The organism is Aeromonas sanarellii (genome assembly GCF_000820085.1).
In the GTDB taxonomy this organism is placed as follows: Bacteria; Pseudomonadota; Gammaproteobacteria; order Enterobacterales; family Aeromonadaceae; genus Aeromonas; species Aeromonas sanarellii.
This window is the reverse complement of sequence record NZ_CDBN01000043.1, coordinates 1-26,208: the sequence shown is the minus strand read 5'-3', so window position 1 is coordinate 26,208 and position 26,208 is coordinate 1. Positions and strand designations below refer to the sequence as shown.

Sequence of the window (26,208 nt, the reverse complement as noted above, 5' to 3'; positions counted from 1 at the left end):
CAAAGAAGGGAGCAAAGAGAGTCAATCCCATTGGAACGCTGCGCTGGAGGCAAGTCTGTGAATCCCACGATCAAACGCCTGCTGGCCTACTGCACCCACTATCCCCGCTGGCTGGTGCAGGCGGGCATCTGCCTGCTGCTGGCGACCGGTGCCGAGGTGGCGGGCCCCTTGCTCATCAAGCTCTTCATCGACGACTACCTGGCGCCGCGCCGGCTGGAGTGGGGCATCATCGCCGCCATCGCGGCGGGCTATCTCGGCTTGCAGGTGCTCTCGGCGGCCGGTTTCTATCTGCAATCCCTGCGCTTCAACCGCATCGCGCAGGCGGTGGTTCAGCGCCTGCGCGAGCAGGTGTTCGCCACCGCCATCCGGCTGCCTGCCCGCTACTTCGACAAGCACCGCTCCGGCTCCCTCATCTCCCGCATCACCAACGACACCGAGGCGATCATGAACCTCTACGTCCAGGTGATAGGGCTCCTGGTGCAGAAGGTGGTGCTCCTGTGCGGCATCCTCCTCTCCATGGCGCTGCTGGACTTGCGCCTGATGCTGGTGTGCGCCACCCTGCTGCCGGCGGTGGGGGCCGTGATGTGGCTCTATCAGCGCCTGAGCGTGCCCGTGGTGCGGGCGACCCGCTCCTTGCTCTCCGATATCAACAGCCGCCTCAACGAGTCGCTGCAGGGGATGCCGGTGATCCAGGCCATGGTGCAGGAGCACCACTTCGCCAACGCCTTTGCCGGGGTGAACCAGCAGCACTGGCAGGCGCGGATCAAGAGCCTCAAGATCAACGGCATCCTGCTGCGCCCCCTCATCGATCTCTTCTACATGATGGTGCTCATCGGCCTGCTGGCCCTGTTTGCCCACGAGGGGCTGAGCACGGCAGGGGCCATCCAGGTGGGGGTGCTCTACGCCTTCATCAGCTATCTGGGGCGGATGATCGAGCCCCTCATCGAGATGACCAACCAGCTCAACCAGTTGCAGCAGGCCATGGTGGCGGGGGAGCGGGTCTTCGCCCTGCTCGACGAACCCCGCGAGAGCACTAAGGGCGAGACGCTCCCCCTGGAGGGGCGGGTGCGTTTCGAGGGGGTGAGCTTCTCCTACGACGGGGAGCAGCCCGTGCTGAGGGACGTGAGCTTCGCCACCCGGCCCGGCCAGATGCTGGCGCTGGTGGGTCACACCGGCAGCGGCAAGTCCACCATCATCAGCCTGCTGATGGGTTTCTACCCCCTGGATCAGGGGATGATCCACTTCGATGATCACCCCATGACGGGGCTGTCGCTCGCAGCGGTGCGCCGCAGCATCGGCCTGGTGCAGCAGGATCCCTTCATCTTCGTCGGGACGCTGGCCGAGAACCTGCGCCTCGGGCGTGACGGCATCGCGGAGGAACGGCTCTGGCAGGCCCTGGAGGAGGTGCAGCTCGCCGACTTCGTGCGCCGCCTGCCGGATGGCCTGGCCACCCTGATGGAGGAGGGGGGCAAGAACCTCTCCGCAGGCCAGCGCCAGCTGCTCTCCTTTGCCCGCGCCCTGGTGGGGGATCCGCGCATCCTCATCCTGGACGAGGCGACCGCGAGCGTGGACTCCCAGACCGAGCTGGCGCTCTCCCAGGCGCTGGCGGCGGCGCGCCGCGGCCGCACCACCATCGCCATCGCCCACCGCCTCTCCACCATAGTCGATGCCAACGAGATCCTGCTGCTCTCCCGCGGCCAGGTGAGCGAGCGCGGTACCCACAACGAGCTGATGGCCGAGGGAGGCCACTACGCCCAGCTGTTCGAGATGCAGAGCCAGGGGGCCTGGCTCGAAGAGAAGCGGGCCTGAGGCCTTTCATAAAGAAAACAGCCGGCATTTGCCGGCTGTTTTGATTGGGGGGGTTACACCGTGGCCTTGCTGCGGGCAACCAGCTTGGGCTCCAGGGGCGGGAAGTCGTCATTGAAGAAGGTGTCCGCCTCCTCGATCTGCGCCTTGCGCTGCTTCTGGATGAAGTTGTCGAAGTCGCGCTTGATCTCCGGATCCTTCAAGGCCTCGTAGTCGAATACGTTGGCGGCATAGAGGTAGTTGAAGTAGATGTCGACGAATTCGGCGCGGGCACAGGCGGAGGTGAACTTGCTGTTCTGGCGGTCGAAGTTGACGCGGTACTGCTTGATCTTCGGTACATAGACCAGCTCGTTGCCCACCCTGAACACCTCCACCGTGACCCCCACGGTGATGGTCTTGTAGAAGTCCTTGTTGTTCTCCACCCCGAAGCGGATGGCATCCCCCTGCTTTTGCAGGAACTTGTTGAAGCTCGCCAGCGCCGTGGTGCCCTGGCTCACCACCACGTCCATGATGAAGTTGATGAAGTCGGTGGCGATGCTGAGCCCCTTGATGTGGCGGCTGTAGCTCTGCTGGTCGATCTTGCTCGGCCCCATCAGGGGGATCTTGGAGAGGGCTCGGGCCCAGAGATCCGCGTCCGTCTTGTACTGCTCGCCATAGGCTTCGGCGTAGCGGTTGATGTAGGCGGTGACCACAGAGGTGATGGCGATGAGGTAGGCCTTCTGCTCCGCCAGCCTGGCCATGACGGCGGGATCGTCCAGCAGCTCGTTGGCCACGATGAACTCCACCAGGCCGTCCTTGTCGGCATAGGGATCATTGCCCACCGCCCGGACGGTGTCGGGCAGGTTGACGTCGTTGAAGAAGGCCTCGGCCTCGGCGAACTGGTCATGGTGGTTCAGACGGCTGGCCGGGGCCTCGCGCACCAGCTGGCAGAGCACGATCTCGGCCTCGTAGTCGGACTCGCGCCACAGGGGGGCCTGTGCCTGGTTGCCGAAGGTCTTCTTGTAGGCGAGGTTGAAGTCGAGCAGCACAGAGCTGCAGCCGCAGTCCATGGCGAAGTCGACGGTGTAGCTCAGCGGCCCGGTGGGCAGGGGCTTGCTCATCCGGCCCTTGACGCCGAGGTTGGCGTAGCACTTGAGGTACTCCCGGCCAAACAGCTCAAAGGCCCGGTTGTTGTTGAAATTGAGCTGGAAGGTGCCGGCGCTTTCGCCCCCGTTGAACAGCTGTTGCACGTTACTCATCTCTCTGTCCTTATGTTGAGATTGGTGTCGTATGGCTCGGTGCCATCCGGCCAGTCACGAGCCTGCAAGAGCCTAGCGAGGGGTCGGGCATTTGGTTACTGTGACTATTGTCAGTGGCGTGGCCAGGTTCCTGGGCTAGCACCCGGGGGGCAGAATTTGTCGTTGCGTTTCATTCGGCTAGGGCTGTCATGCTCCCGTCATCCGGCGCCGGGCGCGATCGAGGGACCGCTAAAAATAAGGACTCAATAGAGCGCATTCACGGCGCTCGGTCGCAGGGGGCCGTGCCATTGACCGGTCAAATGCCACTGGCCTGCGGCATGGATCAGGCAAATACCTTTGGGGGCTTGCTCACAGGGTGGAGAGTGGGGGCTTGTCTATTGGGGAGGGGGCTGGCAACATTTCGGTCACATTCACTCATCGGATCAGTTTGCAATGGACCTGCAACGCCTCAAAGCCAACCTCGCCCTGCGCCTGTTTGCCTGGCGCTACATTCCCGTCATCGGCTTCTGCGCCCCCGTCATCGAAGAGATGAACGCCAGGGCGCTGCGCATCCGCATTCCGCTGGGCTGGCGCACCCGCAACCACCTGGGCAGCATGTATTTCGGGGCGCTCGCCACCGGCGCCGATCTGGTAGGGGGCCTCCTGGTGATGGAGAAGGGGCGAGCGCGGCGCAAGAAGGTGCACTTCGCCTTCAAGGACGTGCAGGGGGAGTTCCTGAAGCGTCCCGAGGGGGACGTGCAGTTTGACTGCGAGGCGGGGGAGCTTATCGACGCCATGATAGACGAGTCCCTGGCGAGCGGTCAGCGCATCAACCGTCCCATCCAGGTAGTGGCCACCTGCCCGTCGCTCAACGGGGATGAGGCGATGGCCCGCTTTGTGCTGACCCTGTCGATCAAGGCCAGCTGAATGCTAACGGGCGCGTTGGCGCCCTTATTCAAGCAGGGATCAGAGGATCTCGGGGCTGACGCCTTCTTTCACCACGACTTTCATGCCGTTGAAGTTGACCACCTGATCGGCGTGTGCTGGGTAGCGTTTGCGGAGGCTGACCTCGGGCTTAGAAGAGCTCGGGGCTGACGCCTTCCTTCACCACCACCTTCATGCCGCTGAAGTTGACCACCTGCTCGGCGACTGTGCTGGGTAGCGCTTGCGGAGGCTGACCTCGGGCTTAGAGGATCTCGGGGCTGACGCCTTCTTTCACCACCACCTTCATGCCGTTGAAGTTGACCACCTGCTCGGCGACTGTGCTGGGTAGCGTTTGCGGAGGCTGACCTCGGGCTTAGAGGCGCTCGGGGCTGACGCCTTCTTTCACCACGACTTTCATGCCGTTGAAGTTGACCACCTGCTCGGCGACTATCTTGCAGCGCTTGCGGGTCTCCACCTGGCCGTCCACCTCCACCAGACCCTCGGCGACCAGCGCCTTGGCCGCACCGCCGCAATCGGCCCAACCCTGATGCTTGATCAGGTCACACAAGGCAACGAAGGGGTGACCTTCGAGCAGAAACGTCTCCATGGGAAATCCTCTAGCTGGATGAATGGCTGAAAACAGCGGGGGCTCATTTTAGGCAGTTAGGCGGGGCAGGGAAAGGGCCTGGGCCGAATTGCCGCGAAAAAGGAGGCGAGGGTCGCGGGGGAGTACAATCAGCCCGGCAGGGACCGGGCTGATTGTGTCTGCTTGCCGCCGGAGCTTAAGGCAGCTTGACCACAGCTTCCCCCGTCACGGCGAGGGCGCCACTTGAGGTGAAGATGCGGGTGGTCAGGGTGGCGATGGGCTTGTCGCTGCGAAGGGCGGTCACCTCCACCTCGGCCGTCACCTCGTCGCCGACGAAGACCGGCTGCTTGAAACTGAGGTTCTGGCCCAGGTAGATGCTCCCCTTGCCCGGCAACTGCTGGCCCAGCAGCCCCGAGAAGAGGCTCGCCAGCAGCATGCCGTGGACGATGGGACGCTCGAACGGCGTGGTGGCGGCGAAGGCCGGATCCAGGTGCAGGGGGTTGAAGTCCTCGGACAGGCCGGCAAAGGCCGAGACCTCGGCCTCCCCGAACCGCTTGGTCAGACGCGCCTTCTGGCCCACGGCGAGGGCTGGTACATTCATGCTGCGTCCTCCTGCTGGGCGCTGGCAAACACCGGGTTGAGCCGCACCTTGACGTAGCTGCCTGGCGCCGCCTCCAGCCCTTCGGCCGGCACGCGTGCGGGGACGGGCTCGGCCCCCTCGTCACGGCCCTGGATGAAACGGATCATCTCTGGCCACCAGGAGCCGGTGCTGTGGGTCGCGCCCGCCAGCCACGCCTCTGGGCTGCCGGCCTCGATCTCGCTCTGCCAGAAGCCGTATTTGTTGGCTGCCGGCGGGTTGATGATGCCGGCGATGTGGCCCGACTCTGCCAGGAGGAAGCGCCGCTCGCCGCCGAACAGCGCCATGCCCTGCCAGGTGCCCTGCCAGAGGGCGATGTGATCGTCCACGGCCGACACCAGCAGCACCGGGGTCTTCACCTTGGCGAGCTCGATGCGGGTGTTGCGGATCCTGAGCTCCCCCTTCACCAGCTGGTTCTCCAGGTAGAGGCGGCGCAGCAGACTGCTGTGGGTCTTCCCCGCCACATGGGTGCTGTCGCTGTTCCAGTGCAGCAGATCGAAGGCCACCGGGCTCTGGCCCTTGAGGTAGCTGTCGATGTAGTAGTTCCAGTAGAGGCTGTTCTCCCGCAGCAGGCTGAAGGAAACCGCCAGCTGGCGACCGTCCATGATGCCCTTGGCCTCATTCTGGGCCTCGAGCGCCGCTATGATGGGCTCGTGGATGAAGATGCCGAGCTCCCCGGGCTGGGAGAAGTCGAGCAAGGTGGTGAACAGGGTGGCGCTGCGCACCCGCTGCTTCTGGCGCCGGGCCGCCAGCCAGCCCATGGCGAGTGACAATGCAGTGCCGCCGATGCAGTAACCGATGCCGTGCACCTCCCGCTCGCCGGTTGCCGCCTCCACGGCGTCCAGGGCGGCGATGACCCCGTCCACCACGTAGTCGTCGAGATCGATCTGGGCCTGATCAACGCCCGGATTGCGCCAGGAGATCATGAACACCGTCTGGCCCTGGGCGACCAGCCAGGCCACCAGGGAATTCTGGGGCCGCATGTCCATGATGTAGTACTTGTTGATGAAGGGGGGGACTATCAGCACAGGGGTCTTGCCCACGGTTTCCGTGGTGGGGCTGTACTGGATCAGCTCGAAGAGCTCGGTGCGATGCACCACCCGGCCCGGGGTGGTCGCCAGATCCCGCCCGAGCTCGAAGGCGGACTCGTCGGTCAGGCGGATGTTGAGCTGATCGGCGCTGCGTTCCAGATCCTCGGCCAGGAGCGCGAGGCCGCGCACCAGGTTCTGGCCGTCGGAGTCCAGGGTCAGCTTGAGCAGCTCCGGGTTGGTGGCCAGGAAGTTGCTGGGGGCCATGGCGTTGACGTACTGGCGGGTGAAGAAACGCAGCCGCTCCCGGCTCTTCTGGGGGACGCCGTCCAGGGCATCCACCGAGGCCAGCAGGTGCCTGGCGGTGAGCAGGTAGGATTGCTTGAGATAGTCGTAGATGGGCTGTTCGCTCCAGGCCTCGGCCTTGAAGCGGCGATCGCTGCGCTCCGGGGTGATCACGGGGTCGCTCTCCTGGCCCGCGCTCTTGAGCAGGGTGTGCTGCATCAGCTTGAGCTGATCCTGCCACCAGTTCATCTGGGCCTGGATCAGCTGCCAGGGTTGCTGGCTGCCCTGCTCCAGCACCTTGCCCAGATCGTCCAGATTGGTCTGCAGCAGGGCCTGGGCTGTGCGCTCGGTCTGGGCCTTGGCCATGGCCAGCAGCTTGTCATTGTAGTGGGCCAGGGCCTCGAACAGCGGGCCGTAAGATGGTTGGCTCATGTGTTCTCCTTCACCCACACCCGAGGCAGGCAGGGGCCCGCGCACTCGTGTCGTGGGGAGATGTGGCTGCCCGGACGGGCAGCCAGGGGTTATCAGGCCTTGCCCGTGCTCTTCTTGATGCCGTCCGCGGTCAGGGCATCCAGCTCTTCCTTGAACTGCAGGCCGAGGGCGTTGAGCTTCTGGATGTCATCCAGCATCTGGCGGGAGAGCTGGCTGGCGGTCTCCAGCTGCACAGTGCCGAGAGCCGCCAGGCTCTGGGCATCCTGCACCTTGCTCACGGCCTGCAACTGGTTGAGGCCCAGTTCGGCGTAGGCGTTGGCGGAGGCCAGCTGCAACCGGGTCAGCTGTTCGATGTTGCTGGCCAGCAGCTGGTTGTAGCGGGTGAGGGGGGCGGCAAAGCCTTGCATCTGCTCGGTAAAGCTCTTGATCACGTCCATATTCATCATGGGTCTCCAGTTCGGCAGAACAGTATTGTTGCGGGCCATGTGGCCCTTCTTTCGGGTACGGCACGTCATCCCTGTCTCCGTGTTGTTTGCTCTGTTCAAACACACGTTTGAGCATTCTGCAACCAAATCGGCTTTGGTGTAAATGACATAAATGTTAATTTCTGTTTGAATTTTTCTGTCAGTCGCCACGGATTCAGACGGGAGGTGACGCAAGGGGGGTGGCGGGACCTCGTTCCGCCGATCATGGGCTGATACCCTTGGACATCACTCCGATCCTCAAGGAATGCCCGATGAAGCCTCTTGCCCTGCTGCTCGGCAGCACGCTGTTCCTCGCCGGCGCGGCCCAGGCCAGCACCCCGGTCCAGATCTCCCTGCCCGGCGTCAATCTGCCCTCGTCCCACCAGGTGGAAGGGGCGCGCGCCTCCCTCCTCTATGGCCGGACTGGCCAGGTGAAGGGCATCGATCTGCCGGTGTTCGCCCTCTCCGACGTGGATCAGTTCACCGGCCTGCAGCTTGGCGTTTTCTTTGGCGCAGGCCGGGTGCGCCACCAGTTCGGCGGTGTGGCCATCAACGCCGTCAACTGGCACCAGGGTCAGGATACCGGGCTCAACCTGGGCTTCGTCAACCTGACCAACAACGTGCGGGGCCTCAACTGGGGGGCGGTCAATGTGGCTCAGGGCAACGCCCTGGCCAACGTCGGCTTCGTCAACTATGCCGAGCGCACCACCTTCCAGCTCGGTTTTATCAATGCCACCAGGCACCTCGACGGCCTGCAGATAGGCCTCGCCAACTACGCCGAGAACGGCATCTTCCCCATACTGCCCCTGGTGAACTTCAAGAAATCCTTCTAACCGTGCTGCCGCCCCTTGCTTTAGGAGGGGCAGTCATTACCCTGTGCTTCATCAATAGTGCGTGGAGGTGACAGGGGCATGACAACGGAACACATGGATGCCATCGGCATCGGCTGGGATGTGAGGGGCTGGCAGGGCAATGCCCAGGCGGTGGCCGTGGTGGGCTGGCAGGCTCGCGAGCGGCGCCTGCACTGGCTCGGCATCTCCCCGCTGTTTCGGCTGAGCTCCCGGGTGGCGCCGGATCTGGACGCCTTGCTGCGTCCGGCGCTGCAAGACGAGATGGCGCTGATGCAGGTGCTGGCCTGCCCGCACCTCGCGCTCGGCATCGACGCCCCCCTGGCATTTCCACGGGCCCTCGGCGAGCTGCTGGCGGGGCGGGGGCCCGAGTGTGCCGTGCCTCAGCGGGAGATAGACAACCCTTACGCCTATCGGGACTGCGAACGCTGGCTCCATGAGCAGTACGGCAAGAAGCCGCTCTCGGCCACCTTCGACAGGCTGGGCAACAACGCCACCCTGGCGCTCTCCATGCTGCCGCGCCTCGGGGATCTGCAGCTGGTGCCAAAACAGGTGAGGGAGGCGGATCGCGCCGTGCTGGAAGTCTATCCCGCCCTGGCCAAGGTGGGGGGCAAGGCCTCGGCGGTGCGGCCCGAGTTGCAGCCCCATCAGCCGGCCTCCCTGGTGCCGGGCACCGATCTCTACGATGCCGCCCTCTGCGCCCTGATGGCCCTGCAGTATGCGGCCGGGGGGGCCGTCTCCTCGCTGCCTCCCCTGGTGCCGCCAGCGGCCGACTTGGCCCTGGACGAGGGCTGGATCTACCACTTCGCCCGGGATTGAGGGCCCCAGACAGGGGACAGCATTTCCGCGCTGCCCCCTGTTGTCCACTCTCCTGTGAACCTTCGGCCTCTGCCCTTGGCACCATCACCTGTTCAAAAATGCATCTCATATGCCATCAAACAAGAGTCTCGATAGACCTGACAATGCCTGGTGACAATAGCGGTTTGTGTCGGAGCGGCATGGCAGGAGAACGGAAGGGCGGGGGATGGCTACATCCTGGTGGCCAAATCTGCCGCAGATCCCGGCTTCTCAAGCATAAATAGAGGTTGATGGCGGTAATTGCTGGATGCGCCGTCTCCTCATCCGATATATTGCCTGTTTTCCTCATGCTTCTTGTGCGGTGGTTTCGATGAAACGCATTCTCTCTATCCAGTCCCACGTGGTGTTCGGCTGTGCCGGCAACAGCGCCGCCGTGTTTCCCATGCGCCGTCTCGGCATGGAGGTCTGGCCCATCAACACGGTGCAGTTCTCCAACCACACCCAGTACGAGGCGGGCTGGCAGGGGATGGCGATGCCGGCGGGCCATATCGGTGCCCTCTGTCAGGGGCTCGGCAACATAGAGGTGCTGGGGGGCTGCAATGCGGTGCTGAGCGGCTATCTGGGGTCGGCGGAGCAGGGGGACGAGATCCTGGCGGTAGTGGCGGCGGTCAAGGCGGCCAATCCGGCGGCCATCTACTTCTGCGATCCCGTCATGGGGCACCCGGAGAAGGGTTGCATAGTCGCTCCGGGTGTCACTCGCTTCCTGATGGAGAAGGCGCTGCCGGTGGCAGACATCATGGCTCCCAACCTACTGGAGCTGGAGACCCTGTGCGGCCTTCATCTGGCGACCCTGGCGCAGACCCGGGCCGCGGCTCATCAGCTGCTGGAAAGCGGCGTCAAGATGGTGCTGGTCAAGCACCTGGGCCGCGCCGCCAGCGTGGCCGGGCGCTTCGAGATGCTGTTGGCGACCCCAGAGGGGGATTACCTTATCGCCCGCCCGCTCTACGACTTTGCCCGTCAGCCGGTAGGGGTGGGGGATCTCATCAGCGCCCTTATGCTGGCCAACCTGCAGGCGGGATTCGACGCCGTGAGCGCGTTTGAACGCACCAATGCCGCGGTGGATGCGGTGCTGCGCCAGACCTGGGAGGCGGACGCCTACGAGTTGCAGCTGATCCGGGCCCAGGGCGCCTTTGCCGATCCCGTGATCGCCCACAGGGCCGATCGCCTGACCTGAAGAGAGTGATCAGCCCGTGACAGGACGGGCTGATCAAGACTCAGCTTGCGGCGCTGATCGGCGTTGCGTCCTGAAAGTGCTCGACGGTGGGGAAGGGGTCGTAGAAGTGGTGCAGCAGGGCTTTCCACTCCTGATACTGGGGCGAGCCCCTGAAGCCCTGGGTATGATCCTCGAGCCGCTGCCACCGGACCTGCAGCAGGTAGCGGTGGGGATCGGTCAATGAGCGCTGCAACTGGTGGCCTTTGTAGCCCGGCATGGTGCTGATGATGCGCTGGGCCTCCTCGAACGCCTGCTCGAAGGCGGGGGCCTGGCCGGGAATGATCTGCAGGTGGGCGACTTCCAATATCATGCTGGCTCCTTGCCAATGGGATCTGGTTGAACGGGAAGAGGGAGAGCGCCGCGCCAAGCCGGCAAGCCGCGGCCCCATGGACAAGGTCGGCCCGAGGGCTGGCCTGGTTGTATGGGGAGGCCGCCGATCGGCACCCGCCTCAGAGCTGCTTGTAAAAGAACTGGGTGGCGGCCAGGGTGCCGTCCCCATTGCGGGCGAAATTCGGGATCTGGCCGGCCTCCAGGTAGCCGAGCTGACGATAGAGGGTGGAGGCCACGTCGCCGACCCGGGTGTCCAGCACCAGCAGGCTGCGCCCGGCATCCCGGGCTCCCTGCTCCATGGCCTGCATGAGGGCGCGGCCCACTCCCTTGCCACGGGCCTCGCTGTGCACCATCAGTTTTTCCACCTCGGCCCTGTGGCCGCCGTTGGCCTTGGTGCACAGGGAGAGTTGCAGGGCGCCGATCAGGTGATGCTGATCGAATGCCACCCAGAGCCTGCGCACTCCGTTGGCCAACTCCCCTTCGATGCCTTGCCAGTACGCCAGCCCCTGCTCTTCCTGCAGGGGGGGCAGGAAGCCCACGGATGCACCGCTGGCCACGCAATCTTGCAGCAGGGTGATCAGCGCCGGTTTGATGCCTCTGGTGCTATCGACCTCAAGGATCTCCATTGAAACTCCTCATCTTCTCACTTGACCCACTCGGGATCATCTTTCACGGGGGGCGCCGCCCGCTAGGGCGACCGCACGCCTGTCAAACGGTACGCAGCCTTAGCGGATCAGGCCCTGCTCCGCCAGCCACTGGAACAGCAGGCGGGAGACGGGGGAGAGCTGGTCCTGGTGACGGCTGTCGAGCCAGCGCAGCTCGGCGATCTCCGCCGAGGCGGTGGGAGTACCGTCGGCTTCCCCCGTGTAGCAGCGCAGATTCACCAGCACCCCTTGCGGCTTGCCGTCGGCCTGGGCGCTGAATTCGCAGGCCAGGCGCAGAGTCTCGGGGTGGAGCCTGACCGCCAGCTCTTCCTCGATCTCGCGCACCAGGGCGGCCTCGTCGCTCTCGCCCGGCTCGCGCTTGCCGCCGGGAATGTAGTAGAGGGCCTTGCCGTGGGAGCGGGCGCACAACAGTTGCCCCTCCTTGAAGGTCAGCCAGGCCAGTTTGTCGATCATGGGCAGAGTCCTCTTGTCAAAGGGAGGCCCGCTGCTCGCACAGGGTGCGATAGGAGCGGGTCTCCAGCATGTCGGGGGTGAGCCCCAGCCTTGCGGCCAGCGTCTGCAGCTGCGCGCGATGGGTGGGCAGGGCGGCCTCGTCGTCGGTCATGATGGCCAGCTCGGCGAAGTCGCCAAGGCCGGCCAGACTGTCCAGGGTGATGTGGAAGGGGCCGACGAAGTAGATGCTGCGCCGCTTGTCGATGGTCAGCACCGGCCGGTAGCCCAGGGTGCACACCATGCTGGCCGCCTTGTCCGCATCGGTGATGTTGACCGCCTCACAGCGATCCGGCCCCGGCCCCTTGACGATCCAGAGCCGGATGCCGGCACCGTGCATGGTGCGGATCACCAGGCTCTTGCCCTCCCGGGCCAGGGCTCCGTCCGCCGTGTCGAAGTAGCAGTCCTGCTCGTGGTCCGCCTCCACCATCACCTCGGGGCCGAGGGTCGCAAGGGCACGCAGGAAGGCCGCGCGATCCGCCAGGCGGTATTTGAACTCCACCTCGAAGCGACCCTGGAAATGAGTGGTGATGGCCATCTGTGGACCCCCGAACGGCAACTGAATGGGGCAGACTAGCAAAAGCACCGGCCTCGCCCAAGTACCGGGATCACAGCTTGACGCTGACTGCTCTCTTTATGACCACCTGGAGGGGAGAAATCCGCCCTGGAGCACAGCTTGCCCCGGGGCGGCTGGGCGCCGTCTCGGGGCTGTGCTCTAATAAGCTCCCTCTTTGGCGGTACTTTCCGCCCCTGAACAACACAACGAGGCGGCGGCCCGGGCCGCGCCAGTGGAGCCACAGATGCAGATCACCGAATTGAGCAACTTCATCGGATTGGGGGTGGCGGGCAACTTCGCCGGTCACCTGGAGCAGGCCGGGGAGGCGGCGGACTTCGTCGCCGTCAAGGTTGACGACAAGGTCGCCCCCAAGGCGCTGTTCCCCTTCTATGTGCCGTCCCATCCCGGCCAGCTCGGGGTCTTCCCGTTGAGCGGCGACGCCATCTTCCTGCCCGAGGCGGCGGTGAGCGGGGACGAGAAGGTGCAGATTGAACCGGAAGTGGCGCTCTGGTGCGAGCTGGAGTACGCAGGGGAGCAGGTGGTCGCGATCCATCCCAAGGCGTTTGGCGCCTACAACGACTGCTCCATCCGCCGCCCCAACGCCAAGAAGATCAGCGAGAAGAAGAACTGGGGCGAGGAGAGCAAGGGGCTGGCCGCGAACCTGCTGCCCCTGACCCACTTCGGCGCGGGATGCGAGCTCGATGACTACCGCATCGCCTGCTATCTGGAGCGGGACGGCGAGCTGCACCCCTATGGCATTGACAGCGCGGCGGTGGATTACAGCTACTTCCATCAGCAGTTGCTCGACTGGGCCATCGACAAGTTCAACCATCAGCAGGACGAGGGGCCGGCCGAGCATATCCAGGAGTTGCTGGCCCAGGCGGGACGCCCGGCTCATGCCCTCATCAGCATTGGCGCCACCCGCTACACCCCCTTCGGCGAGACCCACTTCCTCGCCCCCGGCGACACCGCCTGCGTGGTGGTCTACCCGGCCAGCCGCTACGGCGAGAGCGACATTCGCGAAGCCATCCGCGCCCGCACCTTTGGCCCGGATGTCTCGGCCCTGCTGCAGGCGGTCAAGACCCGCTGAGCCCCATGCCTTCCCAACCAGGGGAAGGCATCTTCTTTCTCTTTATGCCTGCGTACATCACATGCTGGCGTCATTCATGACCCGCCTGAGGGTGAGTGGCAGATCAGGAGGTGTGCCATGGTGGTGATCAGAGAGTGCAAGGAGCAGGATCTGGCGGGCTTGCTCAGCCTCTATGCCGAGCTCAGACCCCGGGATCCCGTGATGAGGCCCTCCATGGCGAGGGAGGCGCTCACGCGCCTGCTGGCCAGGCCCGAGGTGCGGATCATCGTGGCGGAGGTGGGCGGTGAGCTCGCCGCCACCTGCCAGCTCGGGGTGATCCCGACCCTGACCAACGGCGGCAGGCCCTTTGGCATCATAGAGCACGTGGTCACTGCCTCTGTGTTCCGGCGCCAGGGGTTGAGCCAGAGGGTGCTTGAGCAGGCCCTCTCCCTGGCCTGGGCGCTGGATTGCTACAAGGTGATGCTGCTCTCGGGGGAGGGGCGCGAAGGGGCCCACCGCCTCTATGAAAAGCTGGGCTTCAAGGCCGGTATCGAGAGAGGGTTTGTCATCAAGCAGGCCGAGGCCATGGCTGCCGGATCGGTCCCGGGCGATAAGCCCATTGAGTGAACACCGGATGAGACGGAAAGAGACTCCGAGAAGGGATGCTCAGATCCAGTAAAAAAACCGCCCGGAGGCGGTTTTTTCATGATGGCGTCGGCACACTGGCTTACTCCTCGCTGGAGTTGTCCTGATAGTCGCCGCGCTGGGCCTTGGGCAGGCGGCGCAGGGGGGCAAAACCGATGTCCTCGCCCACCACTTCCCGCTTGCGGGACTTGTTTTGCGCAGACTGGGCCGGTTTCTTGGCGCCATCCCCCCTGGCCTGGCCGGCGGTTTTGCCCTTGCCACCCTTGGCGTTGGCATGGCCACGGGCGCGGGGCGGGTTTTGGACCGGCTTGCTGCCCGGCAGGGTCTGACGGCTCGGCTTGCCGCTCGGCTCGTACCCTTCCAGGGTCTCCACCTGCAGTGATTGGCCGATCAGTGCCTCGATCTCCTTGAGCTGACCCAGCTCGTCCTGGCTCACCAGGGAGATGGCCTCGCCGCCACGCCCGGCGCGGCCGGTGCGACCGATGCGGTGGATGTAATCCTCCGCCATCTGGGGCAGTTCGAAGTTGATCACGTGGGGCAGCTGATCGATGTCCAGACCCCGTGCGGCGATGTCGGTGGCGACCAGCACCCGCACCTTGCCCTCACGGAAATCCGCCAGCGCCCGATTGCGAGCCCCCTGGCTCTTGTCACCGTGAATGGCGACCGTATCCAGACCGTCTTTCTGCATCTGCTGGGCGAGCCTGTCGGCGATCTGCTTGGTGCGCACGAACACCAGCACCCGCTGCCAGTTGCCACGGCCGATCATGTGGGAGAGCATCTCCCGGCGGCGTTCCCGATCGACCTGGATGATGCGCTGGGTCACCTGCTCGGCGGCGGTGTTGCTGGGATCCACCTCGATGAGGGTGGGATCCTTGAGCAGATCGTCCGCCAGGGCCTTGATGTCATCCGAGAAGGTGGCGGAGAAGAGCAGGGTCTGGCGCTCGTCAGGCAGCGCCTTCATGATGCGGCGGATGTCGGTGATGAAGCCCATGTCGAGCATTCTGTCCGCTTCGTCCAGTACCAGCACTTCCAGGGCGCTCAGGGTCAAGGCTCCCTGGGTCAGCAGATCCAGCAGGCGGCCCGGGGTAGCCACCAGGATGTCGACCCCGAGCTTGATGGCGTCCAGGTTCGGCTTGATGCTGACGCCGCCGTAGGCGATCAGGGTGCGAAACGGCAGGTGGTGGGCGTATTTGATGATGCTCTCGCCCACCTGGGCGGCCAGCTCCCGGGTCGGGGTCAGCACCAGGGCTCGCACCTGACGGCGACCGCCCCGGCCATGGTTGGCCAGCAGCCGATGGAGCATGGGCAGGGTGAAACCGGCCGTCTTGCCCGTGCCTGTCTGGGCGCCGCCCAGCACGTCCTGCCCGGCCAGGATGGCGGGAATGGCTTGCTGCTGGATGGGGGTGGGTTGTTCGTAACCCAGCTCCTTGACGGCCCGCAGGATGTGCGGTGACAGACCCAGTTCATTGAATGACATGTTCGAGGGACACTCCGAGCCTTGGGCTCAACGGGTGACGGCAGCCTTGGTCCGTCACGACATGGAAAATAGGGTGGGTCGCCATCGAGGCAGGGCCTGAGCCCGGCGGGGCGACCGCACGAGAGACAGTGGGCGCGTAATATAGCAGACGCGAGGCGATCACGCAGCAGCCGTGTCGCGAATGGGCGCAGCCCCACGGTGACGGCCGCCGCCATCCTGGCAAACAGAAGGAGGGGCGCCGCGAAGGGAGCACCGGGCTCGCGTCGTCGCAAGCCTTGTCAGAGCTGCGCCTCGATGGCCTGGGTCAGCGCCTCCGGCCTGGTCTGGGGGGCGAATCTGTCCACCACCCGGCCTTCCCGATCGATGAGGAACTTGGTGAAGTTCCACTTGATGGCCTCGCTCCCGAGGAGCCCCGGCTTTTGCTGCTTGAGCCAGCGATAGAAGGGGTGGGCCTGGGCGCCGTTGACCTCGCATTTCGCCATCAGGGGGAAGCTGACCGGATAGTCGAGGGAGCAGAAGCGGGCGATCTCCTCGGCATCGCCGGGCTCCTGGTGGCCGAACTGATCGCAGGGGAAGCCCAGGATCTCGAAGCCCCGGGGGCCGAACCGGCGATAGAGGGCCTCGAGCCCGGTGTACTGGGGGGTGAAGCCGCAGCGGCTGGCCACGTTGACCACCAGCAGGACCCGCCCCTGCAGATCCGCGGTGGAGCAGGGCATGCCGTCGAGTCGTTGCAGGGGAATAGGGGGCAGGGACATGGCACTCTCCTGGAAAGATGATGGGCAAGGCGCCCCAGAGGGCGATCTCTGCACGTTAGCGGGCCGGGCGCCGGTGAGCAAGGGGAAAGGGGCTGTGGCAGGCCGCCTCCTATTGATGGCGGGACTTCTCAGGAGAAGCAAACCGGTTTGTGCAAGGGCCCCGAAGTCGCTACAAAGCGCACTCTCTCTCCTCGCTGCGAGCCTATCTTGGACTATCAAGCCGTCATGGATGCCATCTACACCCGGGGCTGGGTGATAGTGGACGATTTTTTAACCGCCGCCGAGGTGGATGCCCTCAAGGCCTGCCTGCCCCATGAGTGGCAACCGGCGGGGATCGGTCGCGCCACCCTGCACCAGGACAACCGAGACATCCGCCGGGATCAGATCCACTGGCTGGACCCTTCCCTCGGCGCGCCGGTGGCCGACTATCTGGCGCGCATGGAGTCCCTGCGCCTGGCCGCCAACCGCAGCCTGATGCTGGGGCTGTTCGACTACGAGGCCCACTTCGCCCGCTACCGGCGTGGCGACTTCTACGCCACCCATCGCGATGCCTTCGCCGGGCGCTCCAACCGCCGCCTCACCTCGGTGTTTTACCTGAACAACGGCTGGCAGCCAGAGGCGGGGGGAATATTGCGGGTCTATGACGACAACGAGCAGTTCCTGATGGACGTCTCCCCCAAAGGTGGGCGCCTAGTGTTGTTCTTGTCGGAGGAGTTCCCCCATGAGGTGCTGCCCGCAAGCGAGGAGCGCTACAGCATCGCCGGCTGGTTTCGGGTCAACGGCAATGGTGGCGGGCGGGTCGATCCGCCGCGCTGAGCGCATTTCACCCAGTTTCTGACACAGGCGGGCACTTTTACGGGTCTGGATGGGGGGAGGGCGGTCCCATCGGCTGACAAGGCTTCCCCTCCCTTGCTACACTGCCCGCACTTATGTTCGTTTCCGGCTTCGTCCTGTGATGGAACATGCTCGCCCTTCGACCGGTACTCGCCGGCGGGGGCGAACAGGCTCTTCGGTTGGTTTTTGACAGGGTGATGACGAAGCCGCTTCTCCCAAGGGATCACATCTAATGAAGAACATGCATGTCTTGCTGCTGTGCGGTGGCGGTGGCTCCGAGCACGAAGTCTCGCTGCGCAGCGCCAATTTCCTCGAAAAACAGCTCGGGCTCCTGCCCGGCGTCGAAGTGACCCGGGTCGAGATGTTTGCCGACCGCTGGCTCAGCGCCGACGGCCGTGAGTGCAAGCTGGGGCTGGACAAGCTGCTCTCCTTTGACAGCGTGGCCCGTCCGGTGGACTACGTGGTGCCCTGCATCCACGGCTATCCGGGCGAGACCGGCGATCTGCAATCCTTCCTGGAGCTGGCGGGCCTGCCCTATCTCGGCTGCGACGCCGAGGCGAGCAAGATCTGCTTCAACAAGATCACCACCAAGCTGTGGCTCTCCGCCATCGGCATCCCCAACACCCCCTATCTGTTCCTGACCGAGCAGAACGACGCGGCGCTGGCGCAGGCGAAAGCCGCACTGGCCAAGTGGGGCAAGGTCTTTATCAAGGCGGCGTCCCAGGGCTCCTCCGTGGGCTGCTACTCCGCCAGCAACGAGGCCGATCTGGTGAAGGGGATTGCCGATGCCTTCGGCTATTCCGAGCAGGTACTGATCGAGAAGGCGGTCAAGCCCCGCGAACTGGAAGTGGCGGTCTACCAGTACGGTGACGAGCTGGTGGCGACCTATCCCGGGGAGATCTGCGTGCCCCAGGACAAGTTCTACACCTACGAAGAGAAGTACAGCAGCGCCAGCCACACCGAGACCGCGCTGCGGGCCGAGGGGCTGACCCAGGCCCAGGCCGATGCCATCCACGAGTACGCCCTCAAGGCGTTCCGTCAACTCAAGTTGACCCACCTGTCGCGCATCGACTTCTTCCTGACCGAAGAGGGGGAGATTTTGCTCAACGAGATCAACACCTTCCCGGGCATGACCTCCATCTCCATGTTCCCGAAACTGCTGGAGCATCACGGTCATAACTTCGCCGACTACCTGGAGCGGATCCTGCGCAAGGCGCTCTGACGCAGCTGCAGCCGTGCAACCTGAGGGGCCCAAGGGCCCCTCTGTCATATCCCCTGGTCAGCCGATGGTTGCGCGCCTTGCCGCAGAGTGCGCCCCCCGCTACAATCTGCCCCCTTTTCTCCCGCCGAGTGCATCCCCAGAGCCGCGCCCCATGAAGCCCATTCCCGATCACGCCGTCAATCGCCTGCGCCTGTGGCGCAAGAGCGTCTCGACCAGGCCCTTTCTCGCCCGTGGTGGCAGCGTGCCGCGCTGCGACGCCTGCCAGCTGCGCCACGACTGGTGTGCCTGTGACTGGCGCCCCGCGCTCAAGGCCGAGGCGGGCTTTTGCCTCTTGATGTATGACAGCGAGCCCATGAAGCCCTCCAACACCGGGCGCCTCATCGCCGACGTGCTGCCGGACTCCACTTGGGCCTTTCTCTGGTCGCGGACCCAGCCCCATCCCGAGCTGCTGGCCCTGCTGGCGGATCCCGCCTGGCAGCCCTACGTGGTGTTTCCCGCCAGCGAGAAGGCGCCCGCCCGTCTGACCGGCGAGGTGGCGCTGGCGCCGGGTAAGAAGCCGCTGTTCATCCTGCTGGATGGCACCTGGCCCGAGGCGCGCAAGATGTTCAACAAGAGCCCCTATCTGGACGGCTTTCCGGTGCTCGCCATCAAGCCCGATGCGCTCTCCACCTACGGCATGCGGGTCGCCCACAGCGACGAGCACCTGTGCACCGCCGAGGTGGCCGCCTGCGTGCTGGAGGTGGCCGGGGAGTTGCGGGCGGGCCAGGCGCTGCAGCTCTGGTTCAATCTCTTCAGCCGCCGCTATATGGCGGGCCGGGTAAGCCGTGCACCCGGTGCGGATGAAGCGCCCCTGCTGGAGGGGCTGGAGGCCATCAAAGCCCAGAGCCGCGCTCTGGATTAATCCTCTTCAGCCGCCGCTATATGGCGGGCCGGGTAAGCCGTGCTCCCGGTGAGGATGAAAGCCCGCTGCTGAAGGGGCTCGAGGCCATCAAGGAGCAGGCAGCCTCTTGCGCTTGATTGATGAAAATAAGGAATCGATTGGCTGCCACTGTTTCGTTGGCCTCATGTGCCCGTGGCCGCTAGGATAGCGTCCTGCTGACTCATTCAGGCTCCAGGCAGCACCGGGGCCGCCAATCACACGAGGTCTATGGATGGAACTGGAACTGTTCACCCTGGTCGCCCTGTTCGGGGTGGCCCTCATCGCCGGCTTTATCGACGCCATCGCCGGGGGCGGGGGGCTCTTGACGGTGCCGGCCCTGCTGGCCACCGGCATGCCGCCGGCCCTGGTGCTCGGCACCAACAAGCTGCAGAGCAGTTTCGGCTCCTTCTCCGCCACCTGGTTCTATGCCCGCAAGGGGCTCCTGGAGTGGGCCATCATCTGGCCCGCCGTCATCTGCACCTTCATCGGGGCGGCCATCGGCACACTGGCGGTGCAGACCATAGACGCCGCCATTCTGGAGCGGCTGCTGCCCTTCCTGCTGATGGCCTTCGCCTGCTACTTCTACTTCTCCCCCAGGGTGAGCGATGCGGAGAGCCAGCGCCGCCTCACCCCCATGGCGTTCGCCCTGCTGGTGGGCGGGGGTGTGGGCTTCTATGACGGCTTCTTCGGGCCGGGCACGGGGTCGTTTTTTGCCATCGGCTTCGTGGCCCTGGCGGGCTTTGGCATGGCCAGGGCCACCGCCCACACCAAGTTGCTGAACTTCACCTCCAACATCGCCTCTCTGCTGTTCTTCACCCTGGGGGGCAAGGTGGTGTGGAGCGTGGGCCTGTGCATGGCGCTGGGGCAGTTCATCGGGGCACGCATGGGCTCCAAGCTGGTGCTCAAGAAAGGGGTGAAGCTCATCAAGCCGCTGCTGGTGACCGTCTCCCTGCTGATGTCCGCCAAGCTGGTGTGGAGCCAGTACCCCGAACTCTTTGCCTGGCTGGGCTGATCCTGGCACCAAAGATGGCGAGGGCCCGATCCCCTGGATCGGGCCCTCCTGTTTTCAGCCCTGGGAACTCAGGTGCCGGAAATGGGCTTGCAGGGCCTGCACCAGGCGGGCAATGCGATCGCGCTTGAGGCTGTTCGGGCGATAGACCAGGTGGAGCGGGCGGCCCAGCCCTGGCAGGGGACGGGCTCTCTTGCCCTGCTCGCCCACCAGGGCCAGCAGGCCGGCGGGCAGCAGCACGGGCCCTATCCCCGCCTTGGCCAGCTCGATCAGCGCCAGGTAGGAGTCGAGCTCCATGGCGGGGGTGAGCCCGAGGGCGGCCAGGGGCTCGCGCAGGTAGCGGTTGGAGGGGTTCTCCAGATCCATGGTCAGTATCCTGCGCTCCTCCTCCTGATCCCCAGGCGTGGCCTCCCCCTGATCATCGCCCACCAGATAGAAGGGCTCCTCCAGCAGCCGCTCGGCGCACAGGCCGTGGCCCGGCGGCAGCCGACCGGCGCAGATGCCGAGCAGGGCGTCCCCGCCGCGGACCCGGGCCAGGATGACAGGGGTATGGTGGGTGGAGAGCGCGATGTGAGGATCCTGCTGCAGGTAGTCGTGCATAAAGCGGGCGAGGTAGCCCGCCAGCAGGGTCTCGGAGCAGGCGACGGGCAAGGAGGTATGGTCGGTGAGGATCTGGCTGTCCGCCAGCACCCCCTTCATCTCGGCGAGGCTCGGGGCTACCCGGGCGAGCAGTTCACGGGCCTGGGGGGTGAGGCGGATATGACGGCCATCGGGCTCGATGAGCTTCTTGCCGAGGCGCTGCTCCAGCTGGGCGATGCGCTTGCTGACCGCCGACTGACTGATATAGAGGCGGCTTGCAACCTTGGCCATGGTGCCCTCGCTCGCCAGCAGGCAGAGTGTCTCCAGCCCTTCCAGTAACATGCGTCTTCCCGTTCTCGTCTGTTGAAAGCCGTTACCTTAGGGGCTGGTACCATCAGGGGCAAGTACCGTTTGCAGCCCTCGATAACGGCCAGCGCCACGCCTTGACGGGGGGCGCGAAGATCACCAGGTTGCCGATGAGGCTCACCACCACGCCGACGATGGAGACCGTCTGCCAGACGAAGCCCTCATAGAAGGTGGAGAGGGTGAGGGCCACCAGGGGGAAGAGCACAGTGGCGTAGGCCGCCTTGCTGGCGCCGATGCGTCCCACCAGGGTGAGGTAGGCGGTGAAGGCGATGACGGAGCCGAAGATGGCCAGATAGACCATGGACGCGAGGTAGCGGGGGTCTGTGGGCAGGGTGAGGGACTGGCCGAGTACCGTGACCCAGCCCAGCAGCAGCGCGACCCCGTACACCATGCCCCAGGGCACCATCTGCAATACGTGATAGCCCTGGCGCTGGCCCCGGGCCGAGACCAGGTTGCCCAGGGAGAAGCAGAGGGTGCCGCCGCAGGCAAACAGCAAGCCCTTCCAGCCGTTTGCACCCAGTTGCGCATCCGCCAGCACAGGCCAGAACAGCAGCAGGGTGCCAAAGAGCCCCAGCAGCGACCCTTGCAGCCAACGCAGGGTGGGCCGCTTGCCCTCGAACAGCCAGAGGTTGAGGCCGTTGAAGATGCTGGCGCTGGCGAAGATCACCGCCGACAGGCCGCTCGGGATATAGAGGGTGGCGTGGTAGAAGCAGAGGAAGTTGGTGGAAAAGAGCAACGCGCCGAGCAGGGCCGCGTAACGCTGGCCCGTCCAGGGCAGGCGCGGGAACCTGCCGCCGAGGGTGAGCAGGGCGAACAGCGCCAGGGCCGCCAGGGCGAAACGATAGAGCACCGAGACCTCAATGGGGATGGGGCCGAGCTGCCAGGCGATGGCAATCCAGGTGCTACCCCAGATGAGGACGGTGGAAACATAGAGCATCAGATTCATGGTGTGACCGCTTCGAGAGGAATGACGTGGGATCAGCATGAACCGGGAGGCGGGGCGCCGGATTGCACCATCTTGCGGTTTTTTCCACGGGGGCGCAGCCTTTGGCCATGAGGCGCGATAAGATGGCGACAGAAAGGGGAGACGGACAGTGCCAGAGAGGGACGCAAGGGTGCAGCATGCCATGCCGCAGATGAGACAGGCGGGGGTCTTTGATGCCCTGGTCAGCACCGGGGCCAGGCTGGAGGACTCCTGCTGGCTGGAGCCCGGGCTCGGGGTGGCGAGCTGGCGCAACCGCTACGATCAGACCCGTTACCACAAGCCGGGTCATCACACCATCAGCGTCTACCTGCAGGGGGGTGAGCAGACCGAGCGCCTGGACGGGCCCGGCGGCCACGGCGGCGCCGGCAAGGTGTGCATCATGCCGGATCACCACAGATCCGAGTGGCTGGTGCGCGAGGAGTTTCGCTTCTTCCACCTCTACTTCACCCCGGCCCACTTCACCCGCATCGCCGAGCAGGTGTGCGACAAGGAGGGGCGCCACCTGCAACTGGAAGACAAGACCTTCATCGAGGATCCCCAGGCGGCGGCCCTGGTGCAGGGGCAGCTGATGCAGCTGGACTGGCAGCACGGCATCGATCGCATGGCGCTCTCCCACGGCGCCTGGATGCTGATGTTGCACGCCTATCGCCACCACACCCGGGAGGCCCCGACCCTGCCCGAGGTGCGGGGTGGTCTCGCGCCCGCCGTGGTGCGCCGGGTGCAGGAGTATCTGATGGCGCATCTGGCCGAGCCGGTGACCCTGGGGGAGCTCGCCCGGGAGGCGGGCCTGAGCGAATACCACTTCGCCCGGATGTTCGGCCAGAGCCTGGGCTGCCCGCCCCACCGCTATCTGCTGGGGCTGCGGCTCAAGCGGGCCAAGCAGTTGCTGGCGGGAAGCGAGCCCCTGGCCAGCATCGCCGCCCAGTGCGGCTTCTCCTCCCAGGCCCACTTCGGCAACCGTTTCCGGGAGGCCTTCGGCCTGAGCCCGGGCCAGTGGCGCGCCCAGCTGTCATTCTCCTGTCACAGATAACGCTGAGACTCTGGGCAAAAGAGGTGTACCCTCTGTCTCTTGTCCATTGAAAGGAATGCCCATTGAATCATCGCAAACGTCAGACCCGCACCCGCCATCTCTGGTTCAGCCACTGGAATGCCCCCCAGGATCGCGCCAGCCTGCCCACACCGCCCGAACCTCTCGTTCCTCACAGTTCCCGCTGAAAACGCCGCAACCCGGTAGGATTTTTCCGGCAACTTTGCCACTATTGCGCCATCAGGATGGACTGGATATGGCCGCATGTTTCTGGAACGCATTGAAGTCAAAGGTTTTCGCGGAATAAATCGCCTCTCGCTCGGGCTGGACAACACCACAGTGCTCATCGGCGAAAACGCCTGGGGCAAGTCCAGTCTGCTGCGCGCCCTCTGGTGCCTGCTGGGGGATGCCGAGCCCTATCAATTTGGGCTGGATGATTTCCATCGGCCCGAAGATCCCGAGCTCGAACCCTCGCGCAACTTGCAACTGGTGCTCACCTTCAGCGAGTACCGCCCCCAGATGTGCCAGCACTCCCGTCGTCTGGCCCGCCTCGGGGCAGCCTGGATCCCCCACAAGGACAAGTTCCACCGGGTGCACTACCGCGCCAGCGCCGAGCTGCAGGACGATGGCACAGTGCTGACCACCCACGACTTTCTCGACGGCATCGGCAAGAGTCTGGCCATCGACAACAACGAGGCGCTGGTGCGCCTGCTCATCACCATGAACCCGGTGTTCCGGCTGCGGGACGCCCGTACCGCCCGGGACGGCATCGAGCGGCTGCCCTGGGGGGATCTCTGCGAGCAGCGGCTGGGGGAACTGGCCGGCAAACTCACCGACGAGCCCCAGCGCATCGGCGAGCCCGAGCTCAAGGAGGCGCTGCAGGCGGTGCAACAGCTGATGGAGCACTACTTCAGCGCCCTGGCCCCCATCAAGCACAAGCCCCGCAGCCAGCGGGAAATCGTCAACCGCCCCATGACCCTGCGCAACCCCGGCAACCTGCAGGTGCTGCTGCGCAATGCGGACAACCGGGCGCTGCAGCTGGCCATGGCGGGCATGGCGGCCATGCTGCTCCACGCCCGGGGCAACCGGGAGCTGGAGGAGGGGGCCAGGCCCATACTGATGCTGGAAGACCCCGAGAGCCGGCTGCATCCCACCATGCTGGCCCTGGCCTGGGGGCTGCTGGAGCAGTTGCCCGGCCAGAAGCTGCTCACCACCAATTCGGGGGACCTGCTCTCCTCCCTGCCGCTCAATCAGGTGCGCCGCCTGGTGCGCCGCCAGCAGGACATCCTCTGCCACCAGCTGGGAGGGGAGCGCTACAGCAGCGACGATCTGCGCAAGATAGCCTTCCACGTGCGCATCAACAGGCCCATGTCGATGTTCGCCCGCTGCTGGCTGCTGGTGGAGGGGGAGACCGAGATCTGGCTGCTCTCCGAGCTCGCCCAGATCTGCGGCTACAGCCTGCGGGCGGAAGGGGTGCGGATCATCGAGTTCGCCCAGTGCGGTCAGGCCCCCCTCATCAAGGTGGCCCGGGACTTTGGCATAGAGTGGCACCTGCTCACCGACGGTGACGAGGCGGGTGCCAAGTATGCGAGCTCCGCCCGCTCCCTGCTCAAGGGGGAGCGCGAACGGGACCGACTGACCCAGCTGCCGGCGGCGGACATAGAGCACTACCTCTATCACAACGGGTTCGAGGGGGTGTTTCGGCGCGAGGCCGGGGTGGGGGGCCGCTCCACCCTGAACGCCGGACGCATCATCGCCAAGGCCATCCACCACCGCAGCAAGCCCGGCATGGCCCTGGCGGTGGTGGAGGAGGCGGAGCGCCTCGGCAGCGAGCACATCCCCCCCGTGCTCAGGCAGATGTTCGCCCGGGTGGTCGCCCTGGCTCGCGGGCAAAGCTGAACCCGCGGCGTTGGGAACGGGGAGGAGTTTGGCTATACTCCCCGCCTCTTGTCATTCCTTGTCTTATGACGGGCGCGCCGGCGCCCGGACTCACACTGTTGCCGGAGACCCTATGTTCGTCCAACTTCCTTTTTGGCTCTTTCCCCTGACCGGTCTGATGGCCCTGGGGGCCCTGATCGCCGTCGGCCTCGTCCTGTGGCGCGGCGATCTCTGCCCGGGCCAGCGTTCGCGGATCACCACCCAGATCTTCTCGGTCTGGGTGATCACCGGGCTCTCCCTGATGCTGGCGATCGAAGCCGGCATCGAGGGCTGGCTGATCTGGAGCGGCGCCGCCGCCCTGATCCTCGGCGTCGTGCTCTCCCTGGCTCAGTCCCGCCTGGAGGGCAAGCGCGCCATCCCCGCCACCCTGCTGTGGCTGCCCGCCCTGCCGCTCGCCCTCTATGGGGCGGGCCTGCTGCAGATCCAGGGCTGGCTCGGCGGCCTGCTGCAGATGGTGCTGCTGGGATCGGCCTTTGCCCACCTGATGCTGCTGCGGGCCCGCCATCGCCTGCAGGCCTTCAACCTGCTGCTGCCCCTGGCGGGGCTGGTGGCGGCCATGCTGAGCCTCATCTGGCTGGCGGTGCTGGTGGGCTGGCAGGGGAGCGGCGAGGGGCTCGACGCCCTGATCCCCGGGGTCCTGACCCAGGCCGGCCTGCTGGTGGCCGCCCTGCTGCTCTGGTTCAGCCCCCTTTACCGCCAGCAGGAGACGGCCCCCGTGGTGCTCTCCGTGACCCTGTGCGGTCTCATCATCGCCCAGATTGCGGCGACCAGCGTGCTGCACCAGCTGGCCTGAGCCTGGTGCCGTCGCGCGGCCCGCACCCCGGGGTGCGGGCTTTTTTTATGGCAAAGAGGCGCCAGACAGGGAGCGTGGAGGGGAGGGTACTGAGGCCCGGAAAATGGCGGGCTGCCTGAAAAAACCGCGATCTGTTGCAAAAGAAAACAGCATGTGACGGTTTAATCCTCGAATAAACTTTTTTTAGGATAATTACTTGCAATCTCAACGTTGGCGCCTATTATGGGCGACCTCGGACGCGGGGTGGAGCAG

At 65.2% G+C, this 26,208-nt stretch carries 28 protein-coding genes and 1 pseudogene; 15 read left to right on the top strand and 14 right to left on the bottom strand.

The window, feature by feature from the left end:
• The first annotated feature begins 57 nt into the window (after positions 1 to 57).
• Positions 58 to 1,809, top strand: coding sequence for an ABC transporter transmembrane domain-containing protein (locus BN1132_RS09020; protein ID WP_042076948.1), 1,752 nt, complete (start codon positions 58 to 60; stop codon positions 1,807 to 1,809).
• Positions 1,810 to 1,862: 53 nt separating this feature from the next.
• On the opposite strand, the gene BN1132_RS09015 is transcribed toward BN1132_RS09020, so the two are convergent.
• Positions 1,863 to 3,044, bottom strand: coding sequence for a hypothetical protein (locus BN1132_RS09015; protein ID WP_042076947.1), 1,182 nt, complete (start codon positions 3,042 to 3,044; stop codon positions 1,863 to 1,865).
• Positions 3,045 to 3,476: 432 nt separating this feature from the next.
• Here BN1132_RS09015 and BN1132_RS09010 point away from each other — a divergent pair, with 432 nt between their 5' ends.
• Complete coding sequence (locus BN1132_RS09010) at positions 3,477 to 3,950, top strand: DUF4442 domain-containing protein (protein ID WP_042076946.1); 474 nt, start codon at positions 3,477 to 3,479, stop codon at positions 3,948 to 3,950.
• Positions 3,951 to 4,209: 259 nt separating this feature from the next.
• Here the strand turns inward: BN1132_RS09010 and BN1132_RS19960 are convergent.
• The 5 genes and pseudogenes from BN1132_RS19960 to BN1132_RS08990 form a co-directional block, all read right to left on the bottom strand.
• A pseudogene (locus tag BN1132_RS19960) lies at positions 4,210 to 4,284 on the bottom strand (ribosome-associated protein); the annotation flags it as partial.
• 36 nt (positions 4,285 to 4,320) lie between these two features.
• Entirely contained in the window at positions 4,321 to 4,554 is a 234-nt protein-coding gene (ybcJ, locus tag BN1132_RS09005) for a ribosome-associated protein YbcJ (protein WP_042076945.1), read from the bottom strand.
• Between the two features lie 175 nt (positions 4,555 to 4,729).
• Entirely contained in the window at positions 4,730 to 5,134 is a 405-nt protein-coding gene (locus tag BN1132_RS09000) for a MaoC family dehydratase (RefSeq protein WP_042076944.1), read from the bottom strand.
• Positions 5,131 to 6,915 carry a class I poly(R)-hydroxyalkanoic acid synthase gene (locus BN1132_RS08995; RefSeq protein WP_042076943.1) on the bottom strand — a complete coding sequence of 595 codons (1,785 nt, stop codon included), beginning with the start codon at positions 6,913 to 6,915 and terminating at the stop codon, positions 5,131 to 5,133. The genes BN1132_RS09000 and BN1132_RS08995 overlap by 4 nt, the downstream gene beginning before the upstream one ends.
• Positions 6,916 to 7,007: 92 nt before the next feature.
• Complete coding sequence (locus BN1132_RS08990; RefSeq protein WP_042076941.1) at positions 7,008 to 7,358, bottom strand: phasin family protein; 351 nt, start codon at positions 7,356 to 7,358, stop codon at positions 7,008 to 7,010.
• Positions 7,359 to 7,651: 293 nt separating this feature from the next.
• On the opposite strand from BN1132_RS08990, the gene BN1132_RS08985 reads away from it, so the two are divergent.
• From BN1132_RS08985 to pdxY, 3 genes are all read left to right on the top strand, one after another.
• Positions 7,652 to 8,212: a VC2662 family protein gene (locus BN1132_RS08985; protein WP_042076940.1), complete on the top strand. Its 561-nt coding sequence runs from the start codon at positions 7,652 to 7,654 to the stop codon at positions 8,210 to 8,212.
• 78 nt (positions 8,213 to 8,290) lie between these two features.
• Positions 8,291 to 9,046, top strand: coding sequence for a DUF429 domain-containing protein (locus BN1132_RS08980; protein WP_042076939.1), 756 nt, complete (start codon positions 8,291 to 8,293; stop codon positions 9,044 to 9,046).
• 349 nt (positions 9,047 to 9,395) lie between these two features.
• Positions 9,396 to 10,259 (top strand): pyridoxal kinase PdxY, encoded by an 864-nt coding sequence (pdxY, locus tag BN1132_RS08975; protein ID WP_042076938.1) that lies wholly within the window; start codon positions 9,396 to 9,398, stop codon positions 10,257 to 10,259.
• 40 nt (positions 10,260 to 10,299) lie between these two features.
• Here pdxY and BN1132_RS08970 read toward each other — a convergent pair whose 3' ends face one another.
• The 4 genes from BN1132_RS08970 to cyaB all read right to left on the bottom strand — a co-directional run bounded on the left by BN1132_RS08970 (position 10,300) and on the right by cyaB (position 12,320).
• Entirely contained in the window at positions 10,300 to 10,608 is a 309-nt protein-coding gene (locus BN1132_RS08970; protein WP_042076937.1) for an antibiotic biosynthesis monooxygenase family protein, read from the bottom strand.
• Between the two features lie 139 nt (positions 10,609 to 10,747).
• The gene (locus BN1132_RS08965) at positions 10,748 to 11,254 is read right to left on the bottom strand and encodes a GNAT family N-acetyltransferase (RefSeq protein WP_042076936.1); all 507 of its coding nucleotides are present in this window, start codon (positions 11,252 to 11,254) and stop codon (positions 10,748 to 10,750) included.
• Positions 11,255 to 11,353: 99 nt separating this feature from the next.
• Entirely contained in the window at positions 11,354 to 11,746 is a 393-nt protein-coding gene (locus BN1132_RS08960; protein ID WP_042076935.1) for an NUDIX hydrolase, read from the bottom strand.
• Between the two features lie 16 nt (positions 11,747 to 11,762).
• Complete coding sequence (gene cyaB / locus BN1132_RS08955; protein ID WP_042076933.1) at positions 11,763 to 12,320, bottom strand: class IV adenylate cyclase; 558 nt, start codon at positions 12,318 to 12,320, stop codon at positions 11,763 to 11,765.
• A gap of 262 nt (positions 12,321 to 12,582) precedes the next feature.
• Here cyaB and BN1132_RS08950 point away from each other — a divergent pair, with 262 nt between their 5' ends.
• Both BN1132_RS08950 and BN1132_RS08945 read left to right on the top strand, forming a co-directional pair.
• A complete protein-coding gene (locus tag BN1132_RS08950) occupies positions 12,583 to 13,428 on the top strand; it encodes a DUF5718 family protein (protein ID WP_042076932.1) in 846 nt (281 codons plus the stop codon).
• Between the two features lie 117 nt (positions 13,429 to 13,545).
• Entirely contained in the window at positions 13,546 to 14,034 is a 489-nt protein-coding gene (locus BN1132_RS08945) for a GNAT family N-acetyltransferase (RefSeq protein ID WP_042076931.1), read from the top strand.
• A 100-nt stretch (positions 14,035 to 14,134) separates the two neighbouring features.
• On the opposite strand, the gene BN1132_RS08940 is transcribed toward BN1132_RS08945, so the two are convergent.
• Positions 14,135 to 15,529, bottom strand: coding sequence for a DEAD/DEAH box helicase (locus BN1132_RS08940; protein ID WP_042076930.1), 1,395 nt, complete (start codon positions 15,527 to 15,529; stop codon positions 14,135 to 14,137).
• Between the two features lie 278 nt (positions 15,530 to 15,807).
• On the bottom strand, positions 15,808 to 16,284 hold the full coding sequence (locus BN1132_RS08935) for a glutathione peroxidase (protein ID WP_042076929.1): 477 nt from the start codon (positions 16,282 to 16,284) through the stop codon (positions 15,808 to 15,810).
• 207 nt (positions 16,285 to 16,491) lie between these two features.
• On the opposite strand from BN1132_RS08935, the gene BN1132_RS08930 reads away from it, so the two are divergent.
• The 4 genes from BN1132_RS08930 (at position 16,492) to BN1132_RS08915 (ending at position 20,271) form a co-directional block, all read left to right on the top strand.
• Complete coding sequence (locus BN1132_RS08930; RefSeq protein ID WP_042076928.1) at positions 16,492 to 17,100, top strand: 2OG-Fe(II) oxygenase; 609 nt, start codon at positions 16,492 to 16,494, stop codon at positions 17,098 to 17,100.
• Between the two features lie 250 nt (positions 17,101 to 17,350).
• Entirely contained in the window at positions 17,351 to 18,340 is a 990-nt protein-coding gene (locus BN1132_RS08925) for a D-alanine--D-alanine ligase (protein ID WP_042076926.1), read from the top strand.
• Between the two features lie 151 nt (positions 18,341 to 18,491).
• Entirely contained in the window at positions 18,492 to 19,241 is a 750-nt protein-coding gene (locus BN1132_RS08920) for a tRNA-uridine aminocarboxypropyltransferase (protein ID WP_042076925.1), read from the top strand.
• Between the two features lie 250 nt (positions 19,242 to 19,491).
• Positions 19,492 to 20,271 carry a TSUP family transporter gene (locus BN1132_RS08915; RefSeq protein WP_042076923.1) on the top strand — a complete coding sequence of 260 codons (780 nt, stop codon included), beginning with the start codon at positions 19,492 to 19,494 and terminating at the stop codon, positions 20,269 to 20,271.
• A 54-nt stretch (positions 20,272 to 20,325) separates the two neighbouring features.
• Here the strand turns inward: BN1132_RS08915 and BN1132_RS08910 are convergent, their stop codons facing one another.
• Positions 20,326 to 21,189, bottom strand: coding sequence for a LysR family transcriptional regulator (locus BN1132_RS08910; RefSeq protein WP_042076922.1), 864 nt, complete (start codon positions 21,187 to 21,189; stop codon positions 20,326 to 20,328).
• Positions 21,190 to 21,241: 52 nt separating this feature from the next.
• Positions 21,242 to 22,159, bottom strand: a complete 918-nt coding sequence (locus BN1132_RS08905; RefSeq protein WP_042076921.1) for a DMT family transporter — start codon at positions 22,157 to 22,159, stop codon at positions 21,242 to 21,244.
• Between the two features lie 181 nt (positions 22,160 to 22,340).
• Between BN1132_RS08905 and BN1132_RS08900 the strand changes: the two genes are divergently transcribed.
• From BN1132_RS08900 to BN1132_RS08890, 4 genes are all read left to right on the top strand, one after another.
• Complete coding sequence (locus BN1132_RS08900) at positions 22,341 to 23,228, top strand: helix-turn-helix domain-containing protein (RefSeq protein ID WP_042076976.1); 888 nt, start codon at positions 22,341 to 22,343, stop codon at positions 23,226 to 23,228.
• A 62-nt stretch (positions 23,229 to 23,290) separates the two neighbouring features.
• Positions 23,291 to 23,413, top strand: coding sequence for a hypothetical protein (locus tag BN1132_RS20360; RefSeq protein WP_267893005.1), 123 nt, complete (start codon positions 23,291 to 23,293; stop codon positions 23,411 to 23,413).
• Between the two features lie 76 nt (positions 23,414 to 23,489).
• Positions 23,490 to 25,124, top strand: coding sequence for an ATP-dependent endonuclease (locus tag BN1132_RS08895; RefSeq protein ID WP_042076919.1), 1,635 nt, complete (start codon positions 23,490 to 23,492; stop codon positions 25,122 to 25,124).
• A gap of 112 nt (positions 25,125 to 25,236) precedes the next feature.
• On the top strand, positions 25,237 to 25,956 hold the full coding sequence (locus BN1132_RS08890) for a hypothetical protein (protein ID WP_042076917.1): 720 nt from the start codon (positions 25,237 to 25,239) through the stop codon (positions 25,954 to 25,956).
• Positions 25,957 to 26,208 lie beyond the last annotated feature (252 nt).